16 protein-coding genes and 2 pseudogenes are annotated in these 13,934 nt (G+C 40.0%); 15 read left to right on the forward strand and 3 right to left on the reverse strand.

What is annotated here, in order from left to right; translation table 11 throughout:
• Nucleotides 1-4: 4 nt before the first annotated feature.
• The 9 genes and pseudogenes from DXA05_RS15535 (at nucleotide 5) to DXA05_RS15575 (ending at nucleotide 7,277) form a co-directional block, all read left to right on the forward strand.
• A complete protein-coding gene (locus DXA05_RS15535) occupies nucleotides 5-787 on the forward strand; it encodes a hypothetical protein (RefSeq protein WP_004309142.1) in 783 nt (260 codons plus the stop codon).
• A gap of 49 nt (nucleotides 788-836) precedes the next feature.
• Nucleotides 837-1,850, forward strand: a complete 1,014-nt coding sequence (locus DXA05_RS15540; RefSeq protein ID WP_347812607.1) for an acyltransferase family protein — start codon at nucleotides 837-839, stop codon at nucleotides 1,848-1,850.
• Nucleotides 1,851-1,879: 29 nt separating this feature from the next.
• On the forward strand, nucleotides 1,880-2,971 hold the full coding sequence (locus DXA05_RS15545; protein ID WP_128859360.1) for a glycosyltransferase: 1,092 nt from the start codon (nucleotides 1,880-1,882) through the stop codon (nucleotides 2,969-2,971).
• Nucleotides 2,972-2,982: 11 nt separating this feature from the next.
• A pseudogene (locus DXA05_RS15550) lies at nucleotides 2,983-3,512 on the forward strand (putative colanic acid biosynthesis acetyltransferase).
• On the forward strand, nucleotides 3,509-4,498 hold the full coding sequence (locus tag DXA05_RS15555) for an acyltransferase (RefSeq protein WP_224262793.1): 990 nt from the start codon (nucleotides 3,509-3,511) through the stop codon (nucleotides 4,496-4,498). The pseudogene DXA05_RS15550 and the gene DXA05_RS15555 overlap by 4 nt, the downstream one beginning before the upstream one ends.
• 12 nt (nucleotides 4,499-4,510) lie before the next feature.
• The gene (locus DXA05_RS15560; protein WP_004311441.1) at nucleotides 4,511-5,410 is read left to right on the forward strand and encodes a glycosyltransferase family 2 protein; all 900 of its coding nucleotides are present in this window, start codon (nucleotides 4,511-4,513) and stop codon (nucleotides 5,408-5,410) included.
• Between the two features lie 42 nt (nucleotides 5,411-5,452).
• Entirely contained in the window at nucleotides 5,453-6,208 is a 756-nt protein-coding gene (locus DXA05_RS15565; RefSeq protein ID WP_004311442.1) for a glycosyltransferase family 2 protein, read from the forward strand.
• Nucleotides 6,209-6,567: 359 nt separating this feature from the next.
• Nucleotides 6,568-6,885, forward strand: coding sequence for a nucleotidyltransferase domain-containing protein (locus DXA05_RS15570; protein WP_117515099.1), 318 nt, complete (start codon nucleotides 6,568-6,570; stop codon nucleotides 6,883-6,885).
• Nucleotides 6,879-7,277, forward strand: coding sequence for a HEPN domain-containing protein (locus DXA05_RS15575; protein WP_004297509.1), 399 nt, complete (start codon nucleotides 6,879-6,881; stop codon nucleotides 7,275-7,277). Before DXA05_RS15570 ends, DXA05_RS15575 begins: the two co-directional genes overlap by 7 nt.
• Nucleotides 7,278-7,298: 21 nt before the next feature.
• Here the strand turns inward: DXA05_RS15575 and DXA05_RS15580 are convergent.
• From DXA05_RS15580 to DXA05_RS15590, 3 genes and pseudogenes are all read right to left on the reverse strand, one after another.
• Nucleotides 7,299-7,555: pseudogene (locus DXA05_RS15580) on the reverse strand (hypothetical protein).
• A gap of 3 nt (nucleotides 7,556-7,558) precedes the next feature.
• Nucleotides 7,559-7,921 carry a phage holin family protein gene (locus DXA05_RS15585; protein ID WP_004297511.1) on the reverse strand — a complete coding sequence of 121 codons (363 nt, stop codon included), beginning with the start codon at nucleotides 7,919-7,921 and terminating at the stop codon, nucleotides 7,559-7,561.
• 32 nt (nucleotides 7,922-7,953) lie between these two features.
• Entirely contained in the window at nucleotides 7,954-8,163 is a 210-nt protein-coding gene (locus DXA05_RS15590; RefSeq protein WP_004297513.1) for a YtxH domain-containing protein, read from the reverse strand.
• Between the two features lie 200 nt (nucleotides 8,164-8,363).
• Between DXA05_RS15590 and DXA05_RS15595 the strand changes: the two genes are divergently transcribed.
• The 6 genes from DXA05_RS15595 (at nucleotide 8,364) to cysD (ending at nucleotide 13,922) form a co-directional block, all read left to right on the forward strand.
• Nucleotides 8,364-9,134 (forward strand): SDR family oxidoreductase, encoded by a 771-nt coding sequence (locus DXA05_RS15595; RefSeq protein WP_009039349.1) that lies wholly within the window; start codon nucleotides 8,364-8,366, stop codon nucleotides 9,132-9,134.
• A gap of 115 nt (nucleotides 9,135-9,249) precedes the next feature.
• Complete coding sequence (locus DXA05_RS15600; protein ID WP_004311445.1) at nucleotides 9,250-9,744, forward strand: SPOR domain-containing protein; 495 nt, start codon at nucleotides 9,250-9,252, stop codon at nucleotides 9,742-9,744.
• Nucleotides 9,745-9,995: 251 nt separating this feature from the next.
• The gene (gene cysQ, locus DXA05_RS15605) at nucleotides 9,996-10,820 is read left to right on the forward strand and encodes a 3'(2'),5'-bisphosphate nucleotidase CysQ (protein ID WP_008644080.1); all 825 of its coding nucleotides are present in this window, start codon (nucleotides 9,996-9,998) and stop codon (nucleotides 10,818-10,820) included.
• An 11-nt stretch (nucleotides 10,821-10,831) separates the two neighbouring features.
• Nucleotides 10,832-12,385 (forward strand): SLC13 family permease, encoded by a 1,554-nt coding sequence (locus DXA05_RS15610; RefSeq protein WP_009039350.1) that lies wholly within the window; start codon nucleotides 10,832-10,834, stop codon nucleotides 12,383-12,385.
• A gap of 12 nt (nucleotides 12,386-12,397) precedes the next feature.
• Entirely contained in the window at nucleotides 12,398-13,006 is a 609-nt protein-coding gene (gene cysC / locus DXA05_RS15615; RefSeq protein ID WP_004297522.1) for an adenylyl-sulfate kinase, read from the forward strand.
• 7 nt (nucleotides 13,007-13,013) lie between these two features.
• Nucleotides 13,014-13,922, forward strand: a complete 909-nt coding sequence (gene cysD / locus DXA05_RS15620) for a sulfate adenylyltransferase subunit CysD (protein ID WP_004297523.1) — start codon at nucleotides 13,014-13,016, stop codon at nucleotides 13,920-13,922.
• The last annotated feature ends 12 nt before the right edge of the window (nucleotides 13,923-13,934 follow it).

The raw sequence follows: 13,934 nt of genomic DNA on the forward strand, positions 1-13,934 counted from the left end.
TAGAATGGATTTTTGGTCTTTAATGATTATAAAGGATGATTGGATAATTTCCTTTGCTGAAGGGTTGCGCAATTTGAAAAGCAAAGTGAGTCCTGCTTTAAGTAAGGTAAGAAAACAAATGCAGGCATTGCCTTTGGAAGGTGAGGGCAAAGATATCTATGTGATATTGAATGCTCCTTCTTTGAATACTCAAGATTTGAGTATGTTGAAAGGTAAATGTACTATGTTTGTAAATCGTGGTTTTATGCATCCACTATATGAAGAATTACAGCCGACCTACCATGTTTTTGTTGATCCGAAAATGCTCAATGGAGTATGGCCGGTTTCATGGTTAGGTGAAATATTGAAAAAGAGTCCAAATACAAAAATATTAATGCCTTTATTGTGGAGCCAAAAGGAAATGTTTGAACCTTATAGAGCGCATATTATTTGGATAACTTGGAGGCTGCCATTTTACAATTTGGGCGTTTCTGGTGAGTGTTTTTCATTTGCTATCCAGCAGAAATATTCTCATATTTATTTCACAGGTTTTGATGCTACGGGTATTGGCCATGAGATGGTGAAAACTGCGGATAGTCATTTCTATGGTAACGATAAAGAGTTGGAAAATAAAACAACTACTCAATTTGTGATTGATTTGATGATGCATTCTCGCCATCTCCATGATTTGAATCGATTGTCTAATTATTGTAAAAAGCGTGGGATAAAGGTTATCAATATTACAAACGGTGGATTGTTGGATATGTTTCCACGTGAGTCGGTCTTACCTGTTTTTGAAAGCAAATAATGACACAATATCAAAGTGATAAATTAAGATAATCTCTTTTCTCTCGATTATCTTGGTGCTCTATATTCATTCTTCTTTTCATGATTATCCTCATGAAATACAAGGTATGCTGTTCAATCATTATCTGCAGGTAACTATATCGCAATGTTTGGGGCAGTGTGCAGTTCCTATGTTCTTTGCTATCTCGGGTTATCTGTTTTTTCTTGGTGTAAAAGGGGTAGATGATGTATGGAAAAAAATGAATAAACGAGTATGGACAATCTTAATGCCTTTTCTTATTGCTGCATGGTTCTTGCCATTGTTTTATATCGTTATAGAAAATATACCTGTTGCTGCTATTTTTATGAATGGTGGAGGTTTTACAGAACAATTCACTTGGAAGAATTGGGCGAATATAGTAGAAGCTGTATATATTGAGGCCCCATATTCACCTAGCCCATGGGGATTTCATCTCTGGTTTATGCAGGATTTGATTATTATAATAATTATAAGTCCTTTGCTTTTCTATCTTCGTAAAGCTTTATTTCTTAATAAGTTAGCAGGAGTGATGATTTTGCTTTTTGTTAGTGCGTTATCTTTATCATTTATTCCTTTGCGTAGCATTTGCTGGTTTATGTTAGGTGATTTATGTTTATCAAAAGAAGGCAAATCTTTGAATTTTAAAATGGATATTTGGGTAATTGTATTCTTATTTGTCATTCTTTGTACTTGTCAAGTTAGCTTTGTAATATCAAATAGTGTTTTTACAATTTTAACTACTGCCTGTGGATTAGTTGCTCTGTGGAAGTGCTATGACCTTGTTGTCTCTTCTTCGTTCATATTGAAAGAGCACAAGTGGCTATTATTGGCTTGTAACTATACGTTTTTTATTTATCTATATCATGAACCTACCTTGAATATTGTTAGAAAACTGTTGGTTGTTCCGTTTGGACATAATTGTTTGAGCTTTGCTATTTCTTATCTACTATCACCTTGGATATTTACAATTATATGGGTCGGGGTAGGTGTATGCCTTAAGCGAATGATTCCTAAAGTCTATGGAATCTGTGTCGGTGGGAGGTAATATGTTTTGTTAGTTAATATTATATTTTCATGAAAATAATTCATTATATTCCCAGCTTAGATCGGGCATCGGGGGGGACAGCTGCTTATATGCAATTACTTGCTAAGGAGTTAGGAAAACTTGTGGAACTTCATGTGGTGAGTCATACCAGTAACAATCCTATGAAAATGGAAAACTGTGAGGTGCACAATGTGGCATCCATGTGCCATCCTTTAGAAATGAATCGTCAATGGACATTTTTGCTGCACGAGATACAACCTGATGTAGTGCATGTGAATTGCTGTTGGATACCGGCTTGTGCTTTCATACAAAAGTGGGTGCAGGATCTAGGATATAAAGTGGTACTTACTCCGCATGGAATGTTGGAACCGTGGATTATGAAGCGACATTATTGGACTCGTAAGTTACCGGCATTGTGGTTTTATCAAAAGGCGGCAGTGATGAGGGCGGATGTATTGCACGCTACTGCAGAGAGCGAGAAGGAGAATTTACTGAAGTTGGGCTATAACGATAGGATTAAGATCATTGCTAACGGTATTGATGTGGAGGATATAGAGATGAAGTCATCATGGAAGCGGAATAAGGAGATTCTTTTCTTGAGTCGTGTACATGTGAAGAAGGGGATTAACTTTCTTCTTGAGGCAGTTGCTCAATTGAGGGAACAGATAGAGGGGTACGTGATACGTATTGCTGGTGAAGGAGATGCTAGCTACATTGATGAGTTAAAGCAATTAACAGAACGTCTTGGTATATCGAAACTAGTCATCTTTGAAGGTGGTGTATATGGCAAGCGTAAATGGGAACTATTCCTTCAAGCGGATCTTTTTATATTACCTACACACAGCGAGAATTTTGGTATTGTGGTGGCAGAGGCATTGGCTAGTGGTACACCTGTGATAACAACAACGGGCACACCATGGAGTGAGTTAGAAAGTCGGCGGTGTGGCTGGTGGACGAAAGTAGGTACAGAGGCAACCGTACAAGCACTTCGTAACTTTTTATCGCTTACTGAAAATGAGTTGGAGATGATGGGATGTAATGGTCGTAAACTGGTAGAGGAGAAGTATTCGGTACGTAAGGTGGCAGAGGAATTTGTGGAAATGTATAAATCAATTTTATGAAAAAGGATTTGATGGAATTTAAAACTCCATATTCTAAGAGGAATAAATTTCGCAGATTGGTATGGAGTATGGTTTGGACTTGTCTTGCCCGTCCGTTTCCTCGCTCTATGGCAATGGGATGGAAACGTATGTTGCTTCGTGCATTTGGCGCAAAGATCGCATCTACAGCGATGGTGTATGCCACCGCCCACGTGTTTCAGCGTGGCTGTTAATAATGGATGATTATGCTTGCTTGGCAGAGGGGGTAGATTGCTACAATACAGTATTGGTACGTATTGGACGTAATGCTACAGTTAGTCAACGGGCTTTCCTTTGCACGGCAGGGCACGATATTACCGACCCGCATCATCATCAAACAGATGCTCCGATAGTGATTGGGGATAGAGCTTGGGTGTGTGCCGAAGTTTTCGTTGGTCAAGGAGCAACGGTAGGGGAAGGGGCTGTATGCGCGGCCCGCGCAGTAGTGATTAAAGATGTAGAACCATGGACTATGGTGGGAGGAAATCCTGCCAAATTTATTAAAAAGAGAAAAATTAAGTGACTTTAATTGTAAATTATTATAACCAAATAGGGGGGGGTAAAAACAGGGGCGTTATTCTCTTGAAATTCTTAGCCGCCTTATTGATTACCTATTCCCACATGGGGCTGTTGTTTCCTCAATATGGTGGGTTAGTGACGGGGGGGGCCATAGGTGATGGCTTGTTCTTTTTTTGTTCCGGTTTTACATTGTTTTTAGGAAGAACTGATAATTTTCCTAATTGGTACAAACGTAGAATAAATCGTATTTATCCTACTATAATTATGTGGGCTTTGCTCTCTAGTCTCTTTTTTGATTGGAACTGGTATGTTGAGGAATTAATTATTCCTCCTCGTTATTGGTTTGTTCCTTGCATCATGGTTTATTATGTTATCTTTTATATAATACGGACTTTTTTTATGAATCATCTAAAGTGGGTTTTTACGATTTTCTTTGTTGTCATAGCCTTGAGTAGTATTTGGCTGTTGGACTATACAAAATCTGTTATGTATGCGGATGTTTCTTTTATGAGGGTTTATTATTTCCTTTTTATGTTGCTAGGGGCTATGACAGCTATTAGTAAAAGGAAAGAACGTACTCCTCTGCGTGCAGGAGTATATACCATAATTTCGGTAGGGCTATATTATGTATGTATGGGAAGTTACAAATTGGATTCTACGTTATGCAGGTTTCAACTGATATCATTAATGCCACTATTATCTACTATCTACTGGTTGTTTGTGTTCTGTGATGCGGCGAAAGTAGCTCGTATATTTGATAAATCATGGATGGGTAGACCTGTCTATTTTATTTCAACTTTGACGCTTGAAGTATATATGGTGCAATACGCACTATTTACTGATAGGTTTAATGACATTTTTCCTTGGAATATACTCCTTACTTATATTGTAATATTTCTAATAGCATATTTTCTAAAATGCTCTTCCAATTTGTTTTCCTTGCTTTTTAAGGAAGATCGAATAACATGGGAGAAAGTATGCCAAGTGTAATCATCCAGTTTTATGAATAATTCTATTGCTGCCATCATTCTTACTAAGAATGAGGCAAAACATATTGTGCGTTGCATAGAGTCATTACAAGATGTGTGTGATGAAGTGATTGTAGTGGATTCTTTGAGTACGGATAATACGTGTGAACTAGCTGAAAGTATGGGTGCACGGGTTTATAAGAATCCATGGAAAAACTATGCCACGCAGTTTAATTATGGGGTGTATGAATGTGATATTCAGTCGGAATGGATTTGGCGCATTGATGCTGACGAGTTCTTAGAAGGTAACTTAGGTGATTCCATGAAGAGAACATTGGCGCAGTGTGATGTGGATGTAAATGGTGTTTATGTGCGCAAACGTATAGACTTCATGGGGCGTCCGTTATTACATGGAGGATGGTATCCATCATATCACTTAAAGGTGTTTCGTAAGGGACATGGTGACTGTGAAAATCGATGGATGGATGAGCATATCCGCCTCTTTGATGGTAAAGCGATTACTGTGAATGAAGGTAATCAGGTGGATGCCAATCTTAATAATTTGACTTGGTGGACGGAAAAGCATAACGGGTATGCAACTCGTGAAATGGCTGATATGCTGATGATGGAGTATGCTATGGATGCTAAAGCACAGGAAGTAGTTCCTAAACTTTTTGGGATGGAGGAGCAACGCAAACGTTGGCTAAAAATAAAATACATTAAGTCACCTCTTTTCATACGACCTTTTGTCAACTTTACTATCCGTTATATTTTGAAAGGCGGGTTTCTTGATGGAAAAGAAGGTTTCATTTGGCACATCTTACAAGGTTTTTGGTACAGAATGCTGGTAGATGCAAAGGTGTATGAATTGAAGAAGCAATGTGGGTGGAATGAAGAAATGATAAAGACATATTTGAAAGAGAAATTCCTATGATCTTTTAATATGTGTAAGGTCTTTGATGTATAATAAAATTTTATGAAAGTATCTATAATAACGTCGTGCTTTAATCGTGCGGCGACGATTCGTGATGCCATAGAGAGCGTATTGGCACAGGACTATAATGACATAGAGTTTATTGTTGTAGATGGGGCGAGTACGGATGGTTCGTTAGAGATTATTAGAGAATATGAAGGTCGTATCTCAACTATTATCTCGGAGCCTGATCATGGAATGTATGAAGCCATTAATAAGGGAATTCGTGTGGCTACAGGTGATGTAATCGGATTACTACATTCGGATGATTTCTTCTATGATAATGGGGTCATAAGCCGCATTGTGGAACACATGAAGACTACTCGAGCAGATTTTCTGTATGGTGATGGACTTTTTGTGAATCCTGATAATACAGACAAGGTAGTACGTAACTGGATTGGCGGTGATTATCGTTTATGGAAGGTACGTCATGGCTGGCTTCCATTACATCCTACTTGTTATATTCGCCGCGAGGTAATGATGAGACTAGGTCTTTATAACGAAAGTTATAAGATTGCTGCGGATAGTGAACTGTTGGTGCGTTATCTGATGACGGGCGGACTTTCTGTTACTTATTTGAAAGAGTATGTTGTACGTATGCGCATGGGAGGGCTTTCTACCGATAGTGCTAAGCGTAAGAAAATGTGGGGAGAAGACATTAGAGTGTACTCCTCTCACGGTCTATGGCCTACTCTGACTAAATTAGAGAAGATGGCATGGAAAGTACCACAGTTTGTGTTGGCATTATTGAAAGGATAATGGTAATTAAATGAGATTGGTTGTTGATTTGTGCAGAGCAACTAGCTATTTTCTAAAAATAGCTCCTGAAGATTATTAGCTTATAATATAACGATACATGTAGGTCCCTAATTTCATGCTACACACATGAATCCCCTACATTTTGCAGGTTGGGAAAAATACAGCGGTATATTCCTGATCTGTCCCCCTCATATTAGCAAAATGCTGATATGTATTCTAAATATATCAACTGTCTGTGAAGATCGTTGATATATTGTTTTTAATAGCATGCTTATTGATTAAAAATAATCAGATTTGATTATATATTTTCGGATTTACTTGCTATCTTTGTAGTAAAGATACTATTTATTGTATTCAATATGCAAAAAGAAGAGATATTACGATTGATCAAAGAAACAATAGCTAAGACAATACCATCTGGCGCTAAAGTTATTTTATTCGGATCACAGGCTCGTGGAGATGCTAGGGAGGATTCGGATTGGGATATTCTTATTTTACTGAATAAAGATAAAGTAGAATTAGATGATCATGATTATATTTCTTATCCTTTTTTTGAACTTGGATGGAATATTGATGTACAAATTCACCCCATTCTTTATACTTTTAAAGACTGGATGGAAAGAAGTTTTTCACCATTTTATAAAAATGTGGAACGGGAGGGGATTGACTTATGTTAAGTGCTGAGGAAAAAATAGCAATTGTAAATTATCGTAGACAAAAGTCTCACGAAAGTTTGAATGAAGCGAAGGAAGTCATCAAATTGGGCTTTTGGAGTTTAGCTGGAAATAGACTTTACTATGCTGCTTTTCATATGGCTTCTGCTCTGTTGTTGGATAAAGGAATAACAGCACGTTCTCATAGTGGAGTTATCCATCTGATTGGTGCTCAATTTGTAACCAAGGGATTATTGGAAAAAGAATATGGACGTTTGTTTTCTCGGTTGTTTGAAATGCGTCAATCGGGTGATTATGATGATATGTATGACGCAACAGAAGAAGAAATTCTTCCTCTTATTGATAAAACTGTAATGTTTATTTCTAAAATGGAGGATTTGTTGACTTTTAAGTAGGGTACAGTGAAGTCCCTTATTTTATCTCAAATTTCTAAAATACGTCCGTATCTTCCGCATAATCTTGATTCCCATCACCACACCATCGAATATAGCCATACCGGTATTGAACGAACGCATGAGTGCATCCGCCTTGTTGGTTGCCGGAGCAAGTGGGGCAAATATTTCGCGTGTAGTAGCTGTCATGGCTTTTTTTGGGCATGGATCTCATTTAAAAGCTTCTTTTTACGTTCGGCAATCTCTTCTAATGTAAATTTCTGCGGGGTCTGCGCATTCATAATTTATTTATTTGAATCAGTTAAAAATAAATTAGCGAGGAAGTTCACCATCGGAGAAATGATGAGCTGCTTGCGGAAAATAATAACCAGGGCGATGAGAACAACATTGATGCCTGCTATGATGGCGAAACTCGACATCAGACCGCCCACTAAAGGCTCCAATATATAAGCAAGAGCAAAAAGCAGATAAAACAGGGCAACCATGCCAAGGATAATAAGTACTAATATCATAATTAACGTGGAAAAAAGTATGGTTAACTTCTCCGTCAATTCTAATTTGGTATATTCTTTTTGAAGCTCCAGATATTTCTTGAACTCGAAAAACAACTGCTGAAAATTCTCAATACTTTTATCGTCTGCAAACATGGTCGCTCTGTTTTTAGTCTTTGGTTACTCACTTATTCTGCTATTTCTCCCTTCATCTCGGCAGCGATCTCGTCAACGAGAGTTTCCATTTCACTGCGATTCAGCTTGATTCCTTTTTTACGAAGAATCTCTGCGATTTTATGACGGGTATCTTCTCCCTTTTCAGGAGCAAATAAAATACCAAGGGCTGCACCTACGGCTGCACCACCCAGAAAAGCTGCTAAAACATTCAATCCTTTCATAATGTATAATGTTTAAAATGATTATGATACAACAAATATAACATTTTTATGGAAAGGTTGTTCGTGAAAACTGAAATTTTTTGCTACGTTTTATAATTCTTTTTTTCTTTTATGGTTTAATCTTATTTAACTGACTTTCGTAGCTAACCTTTGAAGGTTAAGGCGTACTTTTGTTTTCGAATATTGTAAATCAAAACATAATGGAAGCTAAGATTGTTTTTATAACTGGCGCCAGTAGCGGAATTGGTGAGGGTTGTGCCCGTAAATTTGCGAGGGAGGGATGGAATCTGATTCTGAATGCCCGTACCGTATCGAAACTGGAAGAACTGAAAGCTGAACTGGAAGGGGCGTATGGTGTCCAGGTTTATATATTGCCTTTTGATGTGCGCGACCGGAAATTGGCTGCCGCCTCTTTGGAATCATTACCCGAAGAATGGAAGGCGATTGATGTGTTGGTGAACAACGCCGGACTGGTGATCGGTGTGGATAAGGAATTCGAGGGTAGCCTGGATGAATGGGATATCATGATCGATACGAATATAAGGGGACTGTTGGCTATGACGCGTTTGGTGGTGCCCGGTATGGTGGAACGCGGACGCGGACATATTATTAATATAGGATCTATTGCGGGGGATGCCGCTTATCCGGGCGGAAGTGTGTATTGCGCAACGAAAGCTGCCGTGAAGGCTCTTTCGGACGGACTCCGGATTGATCTGGTGGATACTCCATTGAGAGTGACGAATGTCAAACCGGGAATGGTGGAGACAAACTTTACAGTGGTGCGTTATCGGGGAGATAAGGAAGCTGCCGATAATTTTTATAAAGGGATTCGTCCGTTGACGGGAGATGACATTGCAGAAACGGTTTATTTTGCCGCGTCGGCTCCTGCACATATTCAGATTGCGGAGGTACTTTTGATGCCTACTTATCAGGCAACAGGCACTATTTCGTATAAGAAGAAGCCGGAATAGACGTTTTTTTGACGGATTTCTTTGCCGGATGATAAAATTTCTATTATTTTGTTGCCCGAAACTAAATATAATAGACGAGAATATTGAATTATTAATTAAAACAGAGTATAGGATTATGAAAAAATTAGTCGTATTAGGAATGGGAGTATGCTTGGTGCTAGCATTTGCATCTTGTAAATCCAGCGAAAGTGCCTATAAGAAAGCTTACGAAAAAGCAAAACAGCAAGAATTGGCAGAACCGCAGGTGGAAGCTCCGGTAGAGGTTACTCCGGTGGTTGCAGCTCCTGTGACAACTACTAAAGTGGCAGATACATCCGGCGTTCGTCAGGAAAAGGTTACAGTGGTTTCCGGTAACGAAGGATTGAAAGATTATAGCGTTGTAGCAGGTAGCTTTGGTGTGAAAGCGAATGCTGAAGGCCTGAAAGATTGGTTGGACGGACAGGGATATCACTCTACGATTGCATTTAATGCTGATAAGGCAATGTATCGTGTGATTGTGAACTCTTTTGCTGACAAGACTGCTGCTGCTGAAGCTCGCGATGCATTCAAGGCTAAATACCCGAACCGTTCGGATTTCCAGGGTGCTTGGTTGCTGTATCGTGTATATTGATTTCTTTTTGGTAATATATATTGGAAAGAACGAACGTTTTTTTCCGAATAAGAAGGCGGTAACTGGGAAGTTACTGCTTTTTTATTGAAAATGAGTGGCTTTTTCGTTTAGATATTTTTATCTTTCTACTAAAAGAAGTTATAAATCATAGTGGGGAAACTTTTATAGCAAAGAAAGTTTTTACTTTTGTCAACTCTTAATTTGGAGGATGTTTTGCCTGAATGTGAATAGGGCATTAATTTAGAGATTGAATGGAACAAAAATATGTAATGGCTGCTATCGACGCGGCTCTAAAAGCAGGTGGAAAGATTCTTTCTATTTATAATGATCCGGCATCGGACTTTGAAATAGAGAGGAAAGCTGACAACTCTCCGCTAACTATAGCAGACAGAAAAGCGCATGAAGCGATTGTGGCTATTCTGAACGATACTCCTTTTCCTGTTCTTAGTGAAGAAGGGAAGCATTTAGGGTATGAGATCCGTCGAGGATGGGATACTTTATGGATTGTAGATCCGCTGGATGGAACGAAGGAGTTTATTAAGCGCAATGGAGAATTTACGGTAAATATCGCTTTGGTGCAGAACTCTGTACCTGTATTCGGTGTTATTTATGTGCCTGTTAAAAAAGAACTTTATTTCGGGATCGAAGGTGTAGGGGCTTATAAATGTTCCGGTATTGTCAGTTTGGAAGATGACGGCGTGGCATTGGAACAACTGATTGGGAAGTCGGAACAGATACCTTTGAAAGAGGTGCACGATCATCTGATCGTGGTTGCTTCCCGTTCGCACCTGTCGCCTGAAACGGAATCATATATTGCAGATTTGAAGAAGAAACACGGCAGTGTGGAGTTGATTTCGAGCGGAAGTTCAATTAAAATCTGTCTGGTTGCTGAAGGTAAGGCTGATGTATATCCGCGTTTCGCTCCGACGATGGAGTGGGATACGGCTGCCGGGCATGCGATAGCCCGTGCTGCAGGGATGGAAGTATATCAGGCTGGAAAGGAAGAACCTCTACGATATAATAAGGAGGATTTATTGAATCCGTGGTTTATCGTTGAGCCAAAAAGAGAACACTAAATAATGTTTATATGACATTTGAAATTGTATTTGTACTATTATCCCTATTAGGAATGGTAGCGGCTTTGATAGCAGATAAGATGCGTCCGGGCATGATACTTTTTTCGGTAGTGGTTTTGTTTCTGTGTGCCGGCATTCTGACTCCTAAGGAGATGTTGGAAGGGTTTAGTAATAAAGGGATGATTACCGTTGCTCTGCTGTTTCTGGTGAGTGAGGGTATTCGTCAGTCGGGCACATTGGGACAAGTGATTAAGAAGTTGCTTCCGCAAGGAAAGACGACAGTATTTAAGGCACAGTTGCGTATATTACCTTCGGTGGCATTTATTTCTGCCTTTCTGAATAATACGCCTGTTGTGGTTATTTTTGCCCCGATTATCAAGCATTGGGCTAAGTCGGTGAATCTTCCGGCTACGAAGTTTCTGATTCCTCTTTCTTATGTGACTATTTTAGGAGGTATCTGTACCTTGATCGGTACTTCTACCAATCTGGTGGTGCACGGTATGATATTGGAGGCCGGATTTGAAGGCTTTTCTATGTTCGAGCTCGGAAAGGTGGGTATTTTTATAGCTATTGCCGGAATCATTTATATATTTCTTTTCTCCAAACGTCTTTTGCCGGATGCACGTCCGGATACGGCTGTGCCGGATGAAGAAGTAGAAGAAGGGGAGAAGTTGCATCGGGTAGAGGCTGTTTTGGGTGCCCGTTTTCCCGGTATCAATAAAAAACTGAAGGATTTTAATTTCCAGCGTCATTACGGTGCGGAGGTAAAAGAGATTAAAACACGTAACGGACAACGTTTTGTGTCGAATCTGGAGGAAGTGGTACTTCACGAAGGGGATACATTGGTGGTGATGGCGGATGATACGTTTATTCCGACATGGGGGGAATCTTCTGTGTTTGTCTTGTTGACGAATGGGAATGAGCCGGATACTACCGGGAAGAAGAAGCGTTGGTTTGCTTTGTTGTTGCTGGTGCTGATGATTGTGGGTGCAACGGTAGGGGAGCTTCCGGTAACGAAGGAGATGTTTCCGGATATCAAGTTGGATATGTTTTTCTTTGTGTCTATTACTACTATTATTATGGCATGGACGAATCTGTTCCCTGCCCGTAAATATACTAAATATATTTCGTGGGATATTCTGATTACGATTGCCTGTGCCTTTGCTATCAGTAAGGCGATGGTGAACTCCGGCGTGGCGGATAGCGTTGCGAAGTTTATTATCGGATTGAGTGATGATTACGGCCCGCATGTGTTGCTTGCAATGGTATTTATTATCACGAACTTGTTTACGGAATTGATTACTAATAATGCGGCAGCGGCTTTGGCGTTTCCTTTGGCACTGTCAATCTCTGCCCAATTAGGAGTGAGCCCTACGCCTTTCTTTGTGGTAATCTGTATGGCTGCATCTGCCAGCTTCTCGACACCGATTGGTTATCAGACAAATTTGATTGTGCAAGGTATCGGTAACTATAAGTTTACGGATTTTGTACGTATCGGGTTGCCGCTTAATATTATCACTTTCTTAATCTCTGTTATTCTGATCCCGTTGATCTGGAACTTTTAAATAAAATTGTAAATGGAAGAAAAGAACCATATATATCCGATATTTGACCGCATGATGACGCGGCAGGACAAAGAAGAGCTTTTGGGGCAACACAGTGTGATGATCTGGTTTACCGGATTGAGTGGTTCCGGAAAGAGCACGATTGCCATCGCATTGGAACGTGAACTTCATAAGCGTGGATTGCTTTGCCGTATCCTGGATGGGGATAATATCCGTAGTGGAATTAATAATAACCTGGGATTCTCCGAAACGGACCGGGTGGAAAATATCCGTCGCATAGCGGAAGTGTCGAAGTTGTTTCTGGATAGTGGTATCATTACGATTGCTGCATTTATCAGCCCTAATAATGATATTCGCGAAATGGCTGCAAACATTATTGGTAAGGATGATTTTCTGGAGGTTTTCGTTAGTACTCCGCTGGAGGAATGTGAGAAACGTGATGTGAAAGGATTGTATGCGAAGGCACGGAAAGGGGAAATTCAGAATTTTACAGGAATTTCCGCACCTTTCGAGGTTCCCGAACATCCGGCTTTGTCACTGGATACTTCCAAATTGACTTTGGAGGAGTCGGTGAACCGTTTGTTGGAGCTTGTTTTGCCAAAAGTGAAGTGTATAAAATGAAATAAATATGGAAGAATATAAATTAAGCCACTTGAAGGAGCTCGAAGCCGAGTCTATTCATATCATCCGCGAGGTGGCGGCGGAATTTGAGAATCCGGTGATGCTTTACAGTATCGGAAAGGATTCCTCGGTGATGGTACGCTTGGCTGAAAAAGCGTTTTATCCGGGTAAAGTGCCATTCCCGTTGATGCATATCGATTCGAAATGGAAGTTCAAGGAGATGATTCAGTTTCGTGATGAATATGCGAAGAAGTACGGATGGAATCTGATTGTTGAAAGTAATATGGAGGCTTTTCATGCAGGGGTAGGACCTTTTACGCATGGAAGCAAGGTGCATACGGACTTGATGAAGACGCAGGCTTTGCTTCATGCGTTGGATAAGTATAAGTTTGATGCTGCATTTGGTGGTGCCCGTCGTGACGAGGAGAAGTCACGTGCGAAGGAACGTATTTTCTCTTTCCGGGATAAGTTTCACCAATGGGACCCGAAGAATCAGCGTCCTGAATTGTGGGATATTTATAATGCCCGCGTGCATAAGGGGGAAAGTATTCGTGTATTCCCGATTAGCAACTGGACTGAATTGGATATTTGGCAGTATATTCGCTTGGAGAATATTCCGATCGTTCCGTTATATTATGCTAAGGAGCGTCCGGTAATTAATTTGGATGGCAATATTATTATGGCGGATGATGACCGTTTGCCTGAAAAGTACCGTGACCAGATTGAAATGAAGATGGTTCGTTTTCGTACGTTGGGCTGCTGGCCTCTGACAGGGGCAGTGGAAAGTGGAGCTGCTACGATTGAAGAGATTGTGGAGGAAATGATGACTACGACGAAGAGTGAACGTACTACCCGTGTGATTGACTTTGACCAGGAGGGTAGTATGGAACAAAAGAAGCGTGAGGGATACTTTTAATTGTAACTAGTT

Source organism: Bacteroides sp. AM54-2NS, from assembly GCF_003602935.1.
Taxonomy (GTDB): domain Bacteria; phylum Bacteroidota; class Bacteroidia; order Bacteroidales; family Bacteroidaceae; genus Bacteroides; species Bacteroides xylanisolvens.